General features: G+C 71.5%; 15 protein-coding genes and 1 pseudogene. 5 read left to right on the top strand and 11 right to left on the bottom strand.

The features are described from left to right. Positions 1-24: 24 nt before the first annotated feature. The 3 genes from AB7U92_RS07805 to AB7U92_RS07795 all read left to right on the top strand — a co-directional run bounded on the left by AB7U92_RS07805 (position 25) and on the right by AB7U92_RS07795 (position 4,860). Positions 25-2,319, top strand: a complete 2,295-nt coding sequence (locus AB7U92_RS07805; protein ID WP_428575616.1) for a choice-of-anchor O protein — start codon at positions 25-27, stop codon at positions 2,317-2,319. A gap of 145 nt (positions 2,320-2,464) precedes the next feature. Further along, on the top strand, positions 2,465-2,845 hold the full coding sequence (mrtJ, locus tag AB7U92_RS07800) for a JDVT-CTERM system glutamic-type intramembrane protease MrtJ (RefSeq protein WP_428575615.1): 381 nt from the start codon (positions 2,465-2,467) through the stop codon (positions 2,843-2,845). A gap of 194 nt (positions 2,846-3,039) precedes the next feature. Then, entirely contained in the window at positions 3,040-4,860 is a 1,821-nt protein-coding gene (locus AB7U92_RS07795; protein WP_428575614.1) for a fibronectin type III domain-containing protein, read from the top strand. Between the two features lie 78 nt (positions 4,861-4,938). Here the strand turns inward: AB7U92_RS07795 and AB7U92_RS07790 are convergent, their stop codons facing one another. The 4 genes from AB7U92_RS07790 to AB7U92_RS07775 all read right to left on the bottom strand — a co-directional run bounded on the left by AB7U92_RS07790 (position 4,939) and on the right by AB7U92_RS07775 (position 7,275). Beyond that, the gene (locus AB7U92_RS07790) at positions 4,939-5,664 is read right to left on the bottom strand and encodes a DUF2202 domain-containing protein (RefSeq protein WP_428575613.1); all 726 of its coding nucleotides are present in this window, start codon (positions 5,662-5,664) and stop codon (positions 4,939-4,941) included. Between the two features lie 50 nt (positions 5,665-5,714). Further along, entirely contained in the window at positions 5,715-6,362 is a 648-nt protein-coding gene (locus tag AB7U92_RS07785; protein ID WP_428575612.1) for a DUF6515 family protein, read from the bottom strand. A gap of 27 nt (positions 6,363-6,389) precedes the next feature. Beyond that, complete coding sequence (locus AB7U92_RS07780) at positions 6,390-6,866, bottom strand: hypothetical protein (protein ID WP_428575611.1); 477 nt, start codon at positions 6,864-6,866, stop codon at positions 6,390-6,392. A gap of 61 nt (positions 6,867-6,927) precedes the next feature. Next, positions 6,928-7,275 carry a hypothetical protein gene (locus AB7U92_RS07775; protein ID WP_428575610.1) on the bottom strand — a complete coding sequence of 116 codons (348 nt, stop codon included), beginning with the start codon at positions 7,273-7,275 and terminating at the stop codon, positions 6,928-6,930. A 120-nt stretch (positions 7,276-7,395) separates the two neighbouring features. On the opposite strand from AB7U92_RS07775, the gene AB7U92_RS07770 reads away from it, so the two are divergent. Together AB7U92_RS07770 and AB7U92_RS07765 are read left to right on the top strand one after the other, a co-directional pair. Next, positions 7,396-8,124 carry a response regulator gene (locus AB7U92_RS07770; protein WP_428575609.1) on the top strand — a complete coding sequence of 243 codons (729 nt, stop codon included), beginning with the start codon at positions 7,396-7,398 and terminating at the stop codon, positions 8,122-8,124. Beyond that, the gene (locus tag AB7U92_RS07765; protein ID WP_428575608.1) at positions 8,124-9,464 is read left to right on the top strand and encodes an ATP-binding protein; all 1,341 of its coding nucleotides are present in this window, start codon (positions 8,124-8,126) and stop codon (positions 9,462-9,464) included. The genes AB7U92_RS07770 and AB7U92_RS07765 overlap by 1 nt, the downstream gene beginning before the upstream one ends. Before the next feature lie 9 nt (positions 9,465-9,473). On the opposite strand, the gene AB7U92_RS07760 is transcribed toward AB7U92_RS07765, so the two are convergent. The 7 genes and pseudogenes from AB7U92_RS07760 to AB7U92_RS07730 all read right to left on the bottom strand — a co-directional run. Then, a complete protein-coding gene (locus AB7U92_RS07760; RefSeq protein ID WP_428575607.1) occupies positions 9,474-10,193 on the bottom strand; it encodes a GntR family transcriptional regulator in 720 nt (239 codons plus the stop codon). 10 nt (positions 10,194-10,203) lie between these two features. Beyond that, positions 10,204-11,163, bottom strand: a complete 960-nt coding sequence (locus tag AB7U92_RS07755; protein WP_428575606.1) for an ABC transporter ATP-binding protein — start codon at positions 11,161-11,163, stop codon at positions 10,204-10,206. Then, positions 11,156-12,181: an ABC transporter ATP-binding protein gene (locus tag AB7U92_RS07750; RefSeq protein WP_428575605.1), complete on the bottom strand. Its 1,026-nt coding sequence runs from the start codon at positions 12,179-12,181 to the stop codon at positions 11,156-11,158. Before AB7U92_RS07750 ends, AB7U92_RS07755 begins: the two co-directional genes overlap by 8 nt. A 2-nt stretch (positions 12,182-12,183) precedes the next feature. Beyond that, entirely contained in the window at positions 12,184-13,029 is an 846-nt protein-coding gene (locus AB7U92_RS07745; RefSeq protein ID WP_428575604.1) for an ABC transporter permease, read from the bottom strand. A 3-nt stretch (positions 13,030-13,032) separates the two neighbouring features. Continuing rightward, the gene (locus AB7U92_RS07740) at positions 13,033-14,049 is read right to left on the bottom strand and encodes an ABC transporter permease (protein WP_428575603.1); all 1,017 of its coding nucleotides are present in this window, start codon (positions 14,047-14,049) and stop codon (positions 13,033-13,035) included. Continuing rightward, positions 14,046-14,708, bottom strand: a complete 663-nt coding sequence (locus tag AB7U92_RS07735) for a cysteine hydrolase family protein (protein ID WP_428575602.1) — start codon at positions 14,706-14,708, stop codon at positions 14,046-14,048. Before AB7U92_RS07735 ends, AB7U92_RS07740 begins: the two co-directional genes overlap by 4 nt. Position 14,709: 1 nt before the next feature. Next, positions 14,710-15,002, bottom strand: a pseudogene (locus AB7U92_RS07730) (ABC transporter ATP-binding protein); the annotation flags it as partial.

Here is a 15,002-nt window from a genome sequence, read left to right as displayed (position 1 = left end):
TGTCCATTCATTCGGAGATCCATGTTGAAGCGACGCATCCGGTTCGGAGTGATCGTTCCGCTGTGCGCAGTGGCCGTGCTGGGCTATGCCGGTACCCTGCTGCAGGCCGGGCCGGCGACCAACATCAGCCAGACCGCCACCGCCACCGAGAAGGCGAAGGTGGTGCGCCTGGCCTACCAGGACGGCAGCGCGTTCCGCAAGGTCTGGCTGTCCACCTATGCCGACGGTCCGCCGGGTCGGCAGGACGTCTATGCCCGGGCCTCGCTCGACGACGGCGCGACCTGGTCCGCGCCGGTGCTGCTGTCGCGCGACGGCGCCGGATCCCCGACCGGCGGCCAGAACATCACGACCCGAACCGCGGCAAGCTTCGTGGTCGACAACGACAAGCCGAACATCTTCGCGCCGCCCGTGACCTCGGGGCCGCGCGTGGTGGTCACCTGGGCCAGCGGCTACTGCCCAGACAACGTCGGGGCGGGGCGCAGCGGCGGCTATGCCAGCGGCATCCAGGGCGCCGCGGATCTCGACGGTGACGGGGTGGCTGATCGCCCGTTCAACTGCATGTGGGTGGCGACGACCACCGATCCCGCACTGGCCCAGTGGAGCGTGCAGCAGCTCACCAACGGCGAGCGCGACGCGATCGGCGACGTGGTGGCGGGCAACGCCACCGGCACGGCCTTCGCGATCGCCTGGCAGGAAGATCCGGAAGGACTGCAGCCCGGAGAAGCCGAAGGGCCGGGCGATGGCGGAACGGGCGCCACCGTCAGCGGCGGCACCAACATCTGGTACACGCACGCGCCGGCGCCGGACACCGCGACGCTGCTGGCCAACGTGGCCCAGGTCAGCGACAACAACTCGCGCGGCGTCGGGCAGCCCGGCGCGTCGCGCGCCAACCTGCAGATCAGCGGCTCGACGGCGGTGCTGGCCTACGAAGAGACCGCCTGCCCGGGCGGCAGCGGGGGCAAGTGCATCGTGTACCACTCGTTCCCCTACGCCAGCCACGATGCCGGCTCACCGGGCACGATCGTCAGCGACGTGACGCGCAACTCCAGGCGCGTGCGCTTCGTGCTGCAGGGCGCGGCTGCGGCCGGTTCGTCCAGCCTGCGCGCGCTGCTGCTGTGGCGCGAGTCGCCCACCGTGGCGCCGGGGGCGCCGGCGGACATCGTGCTGCGGCGCGGCCTGCTCGACACGGCCGCCCGGCCGGGATCGACCGGCTACCTGCCTGCCGACATCCTGGCCGATGCGCCGCAGCGGATGACCGACCTTGCCGCAACCGGCGGCAACGCCAATGCGCACCGGGCCATCCTGCGCGGCGACGTGGTGGTGCTGGCCTACGACCAGACGCCCGACATGGTTGGGGCCGACCCCGAACGCACGGCCGTGCCGACGGCCAACTACAACCTCTTCGTGGCCCGCTCCACCGCAGGGGGCAGCCCGGGCAGCTGGTCCGCGCCGATGAACGTGTCGCAGCTGGCCTCGCCGTCGGTGCGCGTGGTCGAGCCGCGCCTCGTGCCGACGCCGGCCACCGTGGTCAACCCGCTCACCGGCAGCGCGGACCCAGGCGACACGCAGGACGTCAACGTGCTCTTCGTCTCCTACGCCACGGAGGGCAACACGCTGGCCGCGGCCTCGGGGCGCGTGTACGTCTCCAGGTCGATCGACCAGGGGGCCAGCTTCGAGGCCTTCACGCCGGTGTCGGCCGACACGGCCGGGCAGTCGGAGGCGCAATTGCGCGCGGCGCCGGACGGGACCTCGGTCACGGTGCTCTGGATGGGTGAGCAGACCGTCGGCGACGCGTCGACCAAGGATGCCATGCTGGCGACGATCACCGCCGTGCAGCTGGCCGACCTGAAGCTGAGCACGACCGACCTGGCGTTCAAGGAAGACGACGAGGCCGTCCTGACGCTGACGGTCCTCAACGAGGGTACCGCCGATGCCCTCGACGTGGTACTGCGCGGCACCGTTCCGGCGCGATTCGACCTGCGGGCCATCAGCGGCGCAGATGCGTGCACGATCGACGGCGCCGACTTCCGCTGCACGTTCGCCTCGATTCCGGTCGGGCAGAGTGGATCGGTGCAGCTGCGGCTGATCACCGGCTTCGAGGGCGTCTACGGCCTGGACGCCGCGGTCAGCACGGCGAGCCTGGAGACGGACCTGGCCGACAACGCGGCCACGGCCCGCTTGACCGTCAGTCACGACGGCGGCGGATGCACCCTGAGTCGAGGCGAGTCTCCGCTGGACCCGACGCTGCCCTTGCTGGCCGGCTTCGGCCTGGTCGGTCTCCTGCTGAGGCGCGTTCGCTCGCGCCGGGACGGGCCCTGACGCGGCCCCTGCCGATGTGAAGCCCGGTGCCGCAGCAAGCCTCGTCCGGCCTGGGTTGTGCCTGGAGTGCGCGCTGCGCAGGCCGGCCCCCGGTTGGTGGGGCTGGAGTCGCGACCCGCACGTGCTGCGCGCGGCAGGGGCCGCGGTGCCGGTCTGGGCCGCACTGGCGCTGGCGGTCGGCCCGCACATGCGCGCCCCGGGCGGGCCATGGGCCTGGGCGGTGCTTGCGTTCCTGCTGCCGGCGGCCGAGGAACTGGTCTTCCGCGGGCTGCTGCAGGGCCAGCTGCTGCGCCTGAGCGCATGGCGGCGGGTGGGGCCCGTCAGCGCCGCCAATCTCCTGACCAGCTTCGCCTTCGCCGTCGCCCATCTGTGGGCCCAGCCACCGGCCTGGGCGCTGGCCACCATGGTCCCGTCGCTGGTGCTCGGCCATCTGCGTGAGCGCCTGGGCAGCGTCTGGCCGGCGGTGATGCTGCACGCGTTCTACAACGCGGGCTTCTTTTTCGTGGCGGTGTTGCTTCGCCACTGAATCGTCCTTGATCTGGCTCCGTTGCCGAACGCGGAAGCCGCCGCGCGCGCTCGACCATTGAGGGTACTCAACAGGGTATGTGGCCTGCGCGCCAGCATGGGCCGTGCTCGCAAGCGGTCATACGGGATGGCCGAGGCGAATGCATTCCCCTGCGGCGCTCGCGCGGCAGGCTCATCGAGTCGGAGGAGTACGACATGTTGAATCTGTGGAAGGATCGAATTCGAAGGCTTTCGATCTGGGGTGTCATCGGCTGGATGACCCTCGGATTCCTGGCCGCATGCGGTGGCGGGAGTGACGCGCCGGATGCGCCCAGCCAGCTGGCCGCCGTGGCGGGCGACGCCCAGGCCACGCTGACGTGGTCACCGGCGTCGGGCGCGACGAGCTACAACCTGTACTGGTCGGCGAGCTCGAACCTGTCGGCCGCCAACGCGACGAAGGTCACCGGTGTCACGTCGCCGCACGTGCAGACCGGGCTGACCAACAACACCACGTACTACTTCGCCGTGACCGCGGTCAACGGCGACGGGGAAGGCCCGCCGTCGAACATCGCTTCCGTGACGCTTCCGCCGAGCGCACCGATTACCGTCTCCGCCGTCTCCGGCGACACGGAGGTGACCGTCGACTGGCGCGGGAATCCCGGCAGCACGTCGTTCAACCTCTACTGGTCGACGACGGCTGGCGTGACGCCGGCCACCGGCACCAAGGTCGAGAATGCGACGGCGCCCTTCGTGCATACCGGTCTGACCAATGGCACGCCCTACTACTACGTCATCACGGCGCTCGGCACCGGTGGCGAGAGCGCAGCCTCGGAGCAGGTGTCGGCCACACCGCAGGTGCCCGTGCCGAATGCACCGCAATCGCTGAGTGCCGTGCTCACGCCCGAGACGACCAAGTCGGTGACGCTGCAATGGTCGCTTCCGCTGCCGCCGACCGATCCGGCCGACATCCTCTCCTACAACCTCTATCGCAGCACGACGCCTGGCATCGACCCGGGCGTGAGCGTGGCCGACAAGGTGGAAGGCGTGGTCTCGCCGCACATCGATCTCGTGCCGGCCGGCCAGGTGACCTACTACTACGTCGTGACCGCGGTCACCGCAGGGGGTGAAGGGCCGGCTTCGGCCGAAGTGTCTGCGACGCCGCGCGGTTCGCCGGGTACCGGCAGCGGTGGCGGCGGCGACACCGGCTTCGGCAACAACCTGTCGGTGCCGCTGGTCTTCGCCGACGGCGTCGGTGTCACGGGCGGTGTCATCACCGGGACGGACTACACGGACTTGGCCACCGGCCTGCGCCCGACGGCGACCGACACGAGCGATCCGTTCCCGTACCTGAACAGCGCCGACATCTACGCGCTCAATGGCACGAACTACTACAAGCAGCAGACCGCCAGCACCTGGCAGGCGAGCTGGATCAACGGCAAGACGGCCGCGCAGAGCGTGGAGCTGGACTGGGGTGACAACCTCACCAGCGCGTCGCTGTCGCCGAACCAGGTGATTCGGGTCGAGACCGTGCTGCGGCAGTATCCGGGTGGCACCTCCTGGCCCACCACCGAGGCCATGGTGGCCTATCCGATGACCTTCCTGTACGGCCAGGGCATCAACGAGATGCAGGGGACGACGGGTACGACGGCGGCGGCCACCGAGCGGCGTGTCTACACGGTGGTGGCGCGGCTGAAGATCCAGAAGCTGGTCAATGGCGTGCCGACCGACCACGCCTGCGGCTTCAACGGCTCGATCGCCGAAGGCCTGGCCGTGGCCGACGGGTCCCAGGTCCCGAAGTACGGCGCCGAGATCAACGTCGGTGGAAGCCTCACCTACGGCTTCAACTGGCGCCTCAACCAGTGCTCGGCGGGCGACAAGTCGGGGACGTATCGCCTCACCTTCTCGCTGGACGACAGCGCGACGGTGGGTAGCGCGACGTACAACAGGAACGTCGCGATCGAGAACCTGCACTCGTCCGAGACAGCCTCGACGCTGGTCGACAGCAACACCAGCTACATCGACATCACGGTGAACTGAAGCGCGTCGAGCGTTCAATCAAGTGAAAGGGGCCCGGCAGCTGCCGGGCCCCTTTTTCGTGCGCCGCTGGCGGCGCCCTCAGCCGCCGCAGGTCTCGCGCGCCGAGCTGGCGATCGCGTCCCACTCCTGCTGGCTGATCACCTGCGACACGTAGGTCACGCCTTGGTCGAGCAGCGCCTTGTTGAAGGCACGCAGGTGGTTGCGCGAGCCGCACAGCAGGCTGTCGTAGACGCGCAGGATGTCGGCCTCGTCGGTCACCGCCTTGCGCTCCTCGATGTCCTGGATGTCCGTCTCCTCGATCAGCGCGCCAACCTTGAGGCCTTCGATCAGGTTGGCGCCGCCGGCTGCCACCAGCGCGTCGTACAGATGCTGCAGCCCGGAATCCTCGAACACGCCGGGCGGCTTGCCTGCGGCCGGGTCGTCGACGCCGTACTTGTTCAGCAGCGCCAGGATGGCCTCGGTGTGCGTCGTCTCGCTCTCGGCGATGTTCTCGAACGTGTTGTGGCCCCACATGGCGTACATCGCCACGTAGACGTCATGGGCGAGCTTTTCCTCCTCGCGCATGAACTTCAGGCCAGCGATCTCGTCGGCCGACAGGCCGACGGAGGTGCTCGACGGCGTCGTTGTCGTCGTCGTGGTCGTCGAAGCAGTCGTCGGCGTGGTGGTGGGCGGCGTGGTGGTCGTCGTGGTGGCCGGCACGGAGACAGCGGAGTCGCTGCCGCCGCCGCAGGCACTGACCAGCGGGCCGAGCGCGGCGACGCCGGCCAGCGCGCCGAGATGGTGAAGGAACTGCTTGCGTTGCATGGAAAGCCTTTCGATGGTTGCCGTGCGCGTGGCCGCGCACGGCGAGGGGCTCAGCGCACGGTGTAGCCGCGTGCGTCCATGCACGCCGAGAAGGCGCGCTGGAACACGCTGGCGTCCTGCATCGCCGCAGGCTGCGTGGTCGCCCAGCGGTTGCACTCGCGCCGGTCGATCTCCGTCTGCTCGGCACTCTGGCCGTTGCGCGGGTAGATCACCGGCTCCGGCGCGGCGGCGGGCACCTTCTCGGCTTCGGCGGGCGGTGCGATCACCACGTAGCCGGTGCCGGACGGCGCGTAGTACACGCCGTTGGCGTAGTAGACGTAGCTGCCGCCGATCCACAGGGTGACGTAGGCCGAAGGCAGCAACGGCACGAAGATGCCGATCGGCGGCAGCACCACGACGAAACGCGTGCCCGAGGGCCGGTACCACACGCCGCCGTGGAAGAAGTAGCTGCCGCCGGCGTAGCTGATGCTGATGCTGCCGGTCGGCAGCCGAGGCACGACATAGCCGCGTTCGGGGTAGTAGTGGTTGTGGAGATACTGCCCGTCGAAACGGATGTGCGGCGTGCGGAAGGCCGGCGCCGCCGGCTTGCGTGCCTCCGGGCCGGGGCGGCGATCCGGGCCCGGCTGGGCCTGCGCGGCCGAGCCGAGCAGGGCCAGGGCCGAGGCCGTCGCCGCGAGGGTGCGGTAGGTGAACTTCATGCCTGGTGCTCCTGCTCGTGCCGTGGATCAGCGGCCACCGCCGCCCGCGCCACCACCACCACCACCGCCGGCGCCACCGCCACCGCCGGCACCACCACCGCCCGCGCCGCCGCCACCGGCACCGCCACCGGCGGAACCGGTGCCCGAGGCCGTGCCCTTCTGGCTACGCGCCTGCTCTTCGGTACGCGCCTTGGTTTCGGTGCGGGTGCGCGTCTGCGTCTTGGCCTGCTCCTTCGTCTGATCCTTGGTCTGGTCCTTGACCTGGTCGCGGGTGCGGTCCTGCAAACGGTCCTGGTCCTTCGTCTGATCCTTGACGCGATCCTGGTCCTTGGTCTGGTCCTTGGCCTGGTCCTTGGCCTGGTCCTTGGCCTGGTCCTTGGCCTGGTCGCGCGCCTGGGTGCGCGTCTGGTCCTGCACCGGCGTCTGCGTCTGCGCGGCGGCAGCAGCCGACAGCGCGACGGCCACGGCCGCCACGAGGGCCTGAAGGGTGTGTTGAGTGCTCATCTCGATCTCTCCTTGCTTGAAATGAGGCCATCGGCCTCGACTGGGAACTCCATCGCGGGGCTCATCGGCCCCGGCCCCGGGGGGCGGCTGCGGGTGGCGGGCCTGCGGCACGGCCCGGGCCGCCCACGGCTGGCCCCGCCGACATGCGTGCTTCGTAGCCCGTGCCGTAGGGCTGGCTGCGGCTGCGGGCCCCGGCGTCGCCGGCCCGCGTCGGCCTGGAGGCCGCCGGCCCGGGTTCCGGCAGTGCGCTGCGCTCGGCCAGTCCGATCCACTGGCCGGCCTGGCGCGGCACGGTCAGGTCGAGCGGTTTCTCGCCCGTGCTCGCGCCTTGCGCCGCTGCCTCACCGACCGTGACCATCCAGCACACGGCCAGCGACACCGCGCCGATCAGCCATCTGTTCATCACCATGAATGAATGCTCGGCGGCGGCGATTGCCGGGCGATGTCGAGCGCGCGCCATCGCGTTTCACTGCGTTTCGACAAGGTTCGGCGCGTTTCGAGCCGGGGGCGCTGGCTACACTCGACGGCGATGAACGCTGCCGGTCCGTCCCGCATCCTGGTCGTCGACGACGACCCTGCGCTGCGCGAACTGCTGGCCGATTACCTGAGCGCCAGCGGCTTCGTGGTCGACACCGCCATCGATGGCGGCCAGATGCGGCGACGCATCGCCGAGTCGCCGCCGGATGCGATCGTGCTCGACCTGATGCTGCCCGGCGAGGACGGCCTGAGCCTGGCCCGCGAACTGCGCAAGACCAGCGAGGTGCCCATCCTCATGGTGTCGGCGCGCGGCGAGGAGATCGACCGCGTGGTCGGCCTGGAGATGGGCGCCGACGACTACCTGCCCAAGCCGTTCAGCCCGCGCGAACTGCTCGCGAGGCTGCGTGCGTTGCTGCGCCGGGCCCGGCCAGCGGTGCCCGCCTCGCCGGCCGCCGCGGTACCACCGGGCGTGCATGCCTTTGGCCCCTACGTGCTAGATAGTGCCGCCTGGCGGCTGATGCGCGGCGACAGCGAGGTGGCGATCTCGACGGCGGAGTTCCAGCTGCTGAAGGTGTTCGCCGAACACCCGAACCGGGTGCTCTCGCGCGACGACCTGATCGAGCGGCTCAAGGGTTACGAGCGCAGCGCCTTCGACCGCAGCATCGACGTTCGCGTCACCCGGCTGCGCCGGCGCATCGAGGCCGACCCGGCGCATCCGGTCTACATCCGCACGGTGCGCGGCGAGGGCTATCTCTTCAATCCGCTCGGCGAGCCGGCCTGATGGACGCGCCGCGCCGCGTTCCGGGGCTGGCGCGGCAGAACGCCCGCTGGCTGGCGGCGCTGTTCATCGCGCTCGAACTCGTCACCGCCGCGGGCGCACTCGGTTTCATCTTCCTGCCGATGGCGCGCCGTGCCGCCGACGATCTCGCGGGCCTGATGGTGCTGGCGGCGCAGACCTGGAGCGAGCTGCCGCCGGACACGCGCCCGGTGTTCGAGGCGGAGCTGTCGCAGAGCCACCAGATCGCGCTGCGTCCCGGGATGCAGGTCCCGCCGGACACCGGCCTGCGCCACGGGCCCTATCTGCTGTTCCTCGAGCGCGCCCTCGCGCAGCGCACCGGGCGCGAGGTGTTCTTCCAATCGGAGCGATCGGTCGATGGCCGCCTGTGGCTGTGGACCGTGGTGGACAGCGGTGGCCGCTCGATGGGCGTGGGCTTCGCCGAGGACCGCATGAAGACCCGCCCGCTCGGAGCGCTGGTGCTGCCCTTCGCCATCGGCCTGGCGCTGGTGCTGCTGCTGTCGTGGTGGCTGGCGCGGCGCATTGCCGAGCCGGTAGCGCGCTTCGAGGCGGCGGCGGCCGAGCTGGCGCGTGGCGACAGCCCCGAACCCCTGCCCGAGACCGGCCCGCGCGAACTGGCCGACCTGGCACGCCACTTCAACGAGATGGCGCGCCGTGTGCGCGAGCTGCTGGATGCGCGCACCACGCTGTTCGCCGGTGTCTCGCACGACCTGCGCACGCCGCTGGCGCGCATGCGGCTGGCGCTGGAGATGCTGTCGTTGCGGCCCGATCCGGCGCTGATCACCCGCCTCGAGCGCGACATCGAGGAGATGAACGCGCTGATCGGCCAGATGCTGGAGATCTCGCGCGGCCTGAACACGGAGGCGCCGGCCGAGTTCGAGCTGTGTGCCTGGCTGCACGAACGGGCGCAGGCGCACGCCGACGCCGCCCTTGCGGCCGGCTCGACGCTGCGCGTGGACTGCCACGACACCCTGCGTGTGCGTGCCGCGCCGGGCGCGCTCGGTCGCGTGGTCGACAACCTGGTGAACAACGCCCTGCGCTACGCACCCGGGCCGATCGAGCTGTCCGCACGCAGCCAGTCCGGTGGCGTGCGCATCGCCGTGCTCGACCGCGGCCCGAGCCTCGCCCCCGACCAGCTGGCGCTCGCCTTCCGCCCCTTCCACCGGGCCGGCGGCGCGGCAGGTGGCGAGGCCGGCGCGTTCGGCCTGGGCCTGGCGATCGTGCAGCAGCTGGCGCGCGCCAACGGCTGGGACGTGGGCCTGGCGCCGCGCGAAGGCGGCGGGCTCCAGGCCTGGGTGGACGTTCCGGCGGCGCCGGGCCGCTGATCGGCGGCGTCAGCGCGCAGCCGCGCGCGCGCGCAGGCGTGCCTCGTGCAGCGTGCCCAGCGTGATCTTGCGCACCTCGGCCTTGCTCTGCTCGATGTGCGACCTCAGCAGCAGCTGGGCCTGGTCGGCCTTGCGCTGCAGAACGGCGCGCAGGATCTTGGCGTGCTCGGCGTAGGTGGCGTCGATGCGGTCCTCGCGGGTGAAATCCAGGCGCCGCACGATGCGGATGCGCTCGGTGACGTCCCAGTGCACCTTGGCGATCTCGGCGTTGCCGGCGGCGCGCACCAGCGTGGCGTGGAACTGCTCGTCGAGCGCGCCGACCTCGCGCATGTCGGCCAGGCGCTCGCTGGCCGGTACCAGCCATGCGGCCTTCAGCGTTTCGAGCTCGGGCGGATCGCCCTCGCGCGTGCACAGCCGCGCCACGCTGGCGAGCTCGAGCAGCACGCGCAGGTCGTAGAGCTGGTCGAGGCGCTCGAAGTCGATCGGCCGCACCGTCCAGCCGGCCTTGCTCTCGACGTCGAGGAAGCCCTCGTTGCGCAGCCGGAACAGCGCCTCGCGCAGCGGTGTGCGGCTGACGCCGAGCCGCGCGCTCATCTCGTTCTCGGAGAAGCGGTCGCCGGGCAGCAGCTGGAAATCGTGGATCTGCGCCTTCAGCTGCGCATAGGCCTGGTCCGCGAGGTTGCCGCGGGGGCTGTCGGCAGGCGGGGTGGAGACGGCGCGCAAGGGCATGAAGTCGAGTCTACGCGGGCAGCACATCGGCGAAGTGGCAGGCCACGCGCTGCGCGCCCACCGCGCGCAGCGGCGGCGCCTCGCGGCCGCAGCGGTCTTCGCCGCGCGGGCAGCGGCCATGGAAGCGGCAGGCCTGTGCCGGCGGGTCGATCGGGCTGGCCACCTCGCCGGCCAGGCGGATGCGCGGTCCCTGCCCCGGGATCGCCGAGACCAGCGCCTGGGTGTACGGGTGCCGCGGCGCGCGGAACACCTGCTCGGACGGCCCGATCTCGACCAGCTTGCCGAGGTACATCACCGCGACGCGGTCGGTCAGCAGCCGCACCACGTTCAGGTCGTGCGAGACGAACAGCAGCGCCAGCCCCAGTTCGGCGCGCAGCTGCTCGAGCAGCTGAAGCACCACCGCCTGCACCGAGACGTCGAGTGCGGCGGTGGGCTCGTCGAGGATCAGCAGCCGCGGCTTGACGGCCAGCGCGCGCGCGATGCCCACGCGCGCTTTCTGTCCCCCCGAGAGCTGGTGCGGGAAGCGCGACAGCAGCGCGGCCGGCAAGCCCACCTGCGCCGCCACCTCGTCGACGCGCGCATCGGCCGCGCGGCGGTCCATCCTGGCCAGCAGCGTGAGCGGCTCGCGGATCGCCTCGCGCGCCGTGAAGCGAGGGTTGAGGCTGTCGGTCGGGTCCTGGAAGACCATCTGGATCGCGCTGCGCGCTGCGCTGCGCGCAAAGCGCTGTGCCGGCACGGCGGCCAGGTCCTCGCCGTCGAAGACGATGCGCCCCTCGGAGGCGTCGAGCAGCCGCGCCACCACGCGCACCAGCGTGCTCTTGCCGCAGCCCGACTCGCCGACCAGCCCCAAGCTCTCGCCGGGCGCGATGCTGAAGTCGACGTCGTCCACAGCGTGCAGCTGGCGGCCACCGGCCAGCGCGAAGCGCTTGTGCAGCCGCATCAGGGTCAGCAGCGGCGGGGCCTCAGGCATGGACCGTCTCCTCGGTCGCGGCCGCGAGCGGCCCGGTCAGCGGATGCCAGCAGGCCACCGCGTGCGTGTCGCCGCGCGGCAGCGGCGGGCGCTCGGCAGTGCAGCGCGGGCTGCGGCGCTCGCAGCGCTCGGCGAAGCGGCAGCCGGGCAGGTCGTCGCGGCGCAGGTCGGGCAGGTTGCCGGGCACCGGCAGCAGCTCCTGCGCACTGCGCGTGCGCTCGCCGGGCGTGGAGCCGAGCAGCCGCGCGCTGTAGGGGTGGCGCGGCGCGCGGAACAGCTCGCGCGCCGGTGCGGCCTCGACGGCGTGGCCGGCGTGCATCACCACGATGCGGTCGCAATGGTCGGCGGCCAGCGCGAGGTCGTGGGTGATGAACAGCGTGGCCATCTGCCGCTCTCGCGCCAGCGTGGTGATCAGGTCCATTACCGCGGCCTGGGTGGTCACGTCCAGGCCGGTGGTCGGCTCGTCGGCGATCAGCAGCGAGGGGCGGCAGGCCAGCGCCAGCGCGATCATCACGCGCTGGCACATGCCGCCGGACATCTCGAACGGATAGGCGCCGTGGCGGCGTTCGGGGTCGGAGATGGCCACCTCGCGCAGCGCCTGCACGGCGCGCTTGCGCAGGCTGGTGCCCAGGTCGGGCCCGCGCGCCGCGGCGTGGCGACGCAGCACGTCCTCGATCTGCCGGCCGACGGTGCGGATCGGGTTGAGTGCGGTGCGCGGGCTCTGGAAGATCATCGAGATCTCGCGGCCGCGCAGGTCGGACAGCGTTCGCTCGCCGCAGGCCAGCAGGTCGACGCCGCCGAACAGCGCCGTGCCGCCGGTGACCTTGGCGGCGCGGTCGGAGATGCCCAGCAGCGCATAGCTCAGCACCGACTTGCCCGAGCCGCTCTCACCGACCAGACCGACGATCTCGCCCTTGTGCACCGCGAGGTCGATGCCCTGCAGCGCGTGCACGGTGCCGGAGCGGGTGCGGAACTCCAGGCCGAAGCCCTGGACATCCAGCAGCGGGGGTGCGCTCATGGTCAGGTCCTCCGCCGCGGGTCGAAGATGTCGCGCAGCGCATCGCCCAGCAGGTTGAAGGTGAACACCGCCAGCATCAGCACCGCCCCCGGGAAGAAGCTCACCCACCACTCGCCGGAGACGATGAACTGCGCGCCCTCGGCGACCAGGATGCCCCACTCCGGCGTCGGCGGCCGCACGCCCAGGCCGATGAAGGACAGGCCGGCGGCGTTGAGGATCGCCCAGCCCATGTTCAGGCTCACCTGCACCATCGCCGGCGGCAGGATGTTGGGGAACAGGTGCACGGCGAGGATGCGCAGGTCGCCGTTGCCCGACAGGCGCGCCGCCTCGATGAAGCCGGCGCCGCGCCGCACGTTGGCTTCGGCGCGCGCCACGCGGATGTAGAAGGGCAGGTTGATGATCGCCGTGGCCAGCACGATGTTGCCCACCGTGTTGCCCAGCGCCGCGACGATGCCCATCGCCAGCACGAACAACGGGAAGGCCATGATGGTGTCGGACAGCCGCGTGATCGCCGCGTCCCACCAGCCGCCGAAGAAGCCCGCGGCCAGCCCGAGCGAGATGCCGATCGCGAACGACAGCACCACCGCGGCCACCGCGATGCCCAGGTCGAGCCGCGTGGCCACCAGCGTGCGCGAGAAGATGTCGCGGCCGAGCGCGTCGGTGCCGAACCAGTGGCTGGCCGAGGGCGGCTGCAGCGCGACGGCGACGTTGCTGGCCAGCGGATCGTGCGGGGCGATCGCCGGGCCGGCCAGCGCGACGAGCACGAACAGCGCGAACAACGCGGCCGCGACCATCGTCACCGGGTTCTCGGTCAGCACGTGGCGGATGTGGCGCAGCGTCTCCTGCATGGCTCAGTGCTCCAGCGAGACCCGCGGGTCGATCAGGGTGTAGAGCAGGTCGACCACCAGGTTCAGCAGCACGAACAGCACGCCCATCGCCAGCACGAAGCCCTGGATGGGCGCGTAGTCGCTGGCGGTCAGCGCGTCGATCGCGTAGCTGCCCACGCCGGGCCAGCCGAACACCTTCTCGATCACCACGCTGGAGCCGAGCATGAAGCCGAACACCATGCCCAGCGTGGTGACCACCGGCAGCAGCGCGTTGCGCAGCGCGTAGGTCACCAGCACGGTGCCGCTGGACAGGCCGGAAGCGCGCGCGGTGCGGATGAAGTCGCTGCCGAGCACCGAGAGCATCGAGGCGCGTGTCATGCGCGCGATCGGCGCGAGCACGAAGATCGCCATCGTCAGCACCGGCAGCACCAGTTGCTTCAGGCAGGCCCACCACAGCGCGGCGTCGCCGGCCAGTGCCGCGTCGATCAGGTACAGGCCGGTGACGGTGGGCGGCGGCGACCACATCGGGTCCAGCCGCCCCAGCGGCGACGGCGCCCAGCCGAGCAGGTAGTAGAAGACATAGGCCAGCAGCAGGCCGGTGAAGAAGGTCGGCAGCGAGACACCGGCCGTGGTGACGAGGCGGCACAGCTGGTCGATCCATGACCCCGGCCGCGTGGCCGCCAGCACGCCCAGCGGCAGCGCGATCGCGCAGGCCAGTGCCAGCGCCAGTAGCACCATCTCGATCGAGGCGGGCAGCCGCGTCATCAGCTCCTGCAGCACCGGCTGCCCGGTGGTCAGCGAGGTGCCGAGCTCGCCGCGCGCCAGGTCGGCCAGGTAGCGGAAGAACTGTTCGGGCAGCGGCCTGTCCAGGCCGAGCTGCACGCGCACCTGCTCGATCGCCTCCTGCGTGGCCGCGCCGCCGGCGAAGTAGGCCGCCGGGTCGCCGGGCAGCGCCCGCGTGAGCAGGAAGGTGACGACGATCACGCCGGCCAGGTTGGGCAGCGCCGCCAGCAGGCGCCGGGCGATCACGCGGACGATCATGCGAGCGCCCCTTCCACCGCGGCCAGTGGCGTGGCCCAGCCGACGATGCCGCCCTGCGCCACCACCATCTCGATCACCGCCGCGTGGAACTCGGGGAAGTAGCTGGCCGTGCAGTCGGTGACCAGCAGGCACTCGTAGCCGCGGTCGTTGGCCTCGCGCATCGTGCTCTGCACGCAGACCTCGGTGGTCACGCCGCCGATCAGCAGGTGGGTGATGCCGCGTGCATGCAGGATCGCGTCGAGCGCGGTGGCATGAAAGGCGCCCTTGCCCGGCTTGCGCAGCACGATGTCGCCCGGCTGGGGCTGCAGCGCCGGGATGAAGTCGGCGCCCGGCTCGCCGGCCACCAGCACGCGGCCGAGCGGGCCGGCGTCGCCGATGCCGCAGGGCAGCGCGCCGCGCGCGCGCTTGGAGGGCGGGCAGTCGGCCAGCGAGGGGTCGTGCGCCTCCTGGGTGTGGATGACGGTGAGCCCGGCCGTGCGCGCCAGCGCCAGCAGCCGCACGCAGTGCGGCACGATCGGCGCGAGCCGCGAGACGTCGTTGCCGAGCATCGCGCCGAAGCCGCCGGGCTCGAGGAAGTCGCGCTGCATGTCGATCATCAGCACGGCGGTGCGTGCCGGATCGAACGGGAAGTCGCCCGGCCGGGCATGGATCACGGGCATGTCAGGCGGCCTTTGCATGAAGGTCGTGGCCGTCGCCGGCCATGGCGCGGCCGATCGCGCCGAGGTCGGCGCCGGCGGTCGGGCACTGCAGCGCCACGCGGCCGTGCGACAGCACCAGCAGGCGCGAGGCCAGGGCGAGCAGTTCGTCGAGGTCTTCGCTGATCAGCAGCACGCCGGCGCCGCCGTCGCGCGCGGCGCGCAGCCGCGCGTGGATCTCGGCGGTGGCCCGGAAGTCCAGCCCGAAGCAGGGGTTGGCGACGATCAGCAGGCGCGGGCTCTCGCTGAGCTCGCGGG

The organism is Piscinibacter sp. (genome assembly GCF_050175855.1).
GTDB lineage: Bacteria > Pseudomonadota > Gammaproteobacteria > Burkholderiales > Burkholderiaceae_C > Piscinibacter.
This window is presented reverse-complemented; position numbering and strand designations above follow the sequence as displayed.

Bases quoted from the DNA above. Each gene is read 5' to 3' on its own strand.
- AB7U92_RS07795 (WP_428575614.1), top strand. From the start codon at position 3,040: ATGTTGAATCTGTGGAAGGATCGAATTCGAAGGCTTTCGATCTGGGGT.
- AB7U92_RS07790 (WP_428575613.1), bottom strand. From the start codon at position 5,664: ATGCAACGCAAGCAGTTCCTTCACCATCTCGGCGCGCTGGCCGGCGTC.
- AB7U92_RS07785 (WP_428575612.1), bottom strand. From the start codon at position 6,362: ATGAAGTTCACCTACCGCACCCTCGCGGCGACGGCCTCGGCCCTGGCC.
- AB7U92_RS07780 (WP_428575611.1), bottom strand. From the start codon at position 6,866: ATGAGCACTCAACACACCCTTCAGGCCCTCGTGGCGGCCGTGGCCGTC.
- AB7U92_RS07775 (WP_428575610.1), bottom strand. From the start codon at position 7,275: ATGGTGATGAACAGATGGCTGATCGGCGCGGTGTCGCTGGCCGTGTGC.
- AB7U92_RS07770 (WP_428575609.1), top strand. From the start codon at position 7,396: ATGAACGCTGCCGGTCCGTCCCGCATCCTGGTCGTCGACGACGACCCT.
- AB7U92_RS07765 (WP_428575608.1), top strand. From the start codon at position 8,124: ATGGACGCGCCGCGCCGCGTTCCGGGGCTGGCGCGGCAGAACGCCCGC.
- AB7U92_RS07760 (WP_428575607.1), bottom strand. From the start codon at position 10,193: ATGCCCTTGCGCGCCGTCTCCACCCCGCCTGCCGACAGCCCCCGCGGC.
- AB7U92_RS07755 (WP_428575606.1), bottom strand. From the start codon at position 11,163: ATGCCTGAGGCCCCGCCGCTGCTGACCCTGATGCGGCTGCACAAGCGC.
- AB7U92_RS07750 (WP_428575605.1), bottom strand. From the start codon at position 12,181: ATGAGCGCACCCCCGCTGCTGGATGTCCAGGGCTTCGGCCTGGAGTTC.
- AB7U92_RS07745 (WP_428575604.1), bottom strand. From the start codon at position 13,029: ATGCAGGAGACGCTGCGCCACATCCGCCACGTGCTGACCGAGAACCCG.
- AB7U92_RS07740 (WP_428575603.1), bottom strand. From the start codon at position 14,049: ATGATCGTCCGCGTGATCGCCCGGCGCCTGCTGGCGGCGCTGCCCAAC.
- AB7U92_RS07735 (WP_428575602.1), bottom strand. From the start codon at position 14,708: ATGCCCGTGATCCATGCCCGGCCGGGCGACTTCCCGTTCGATCCGGCA.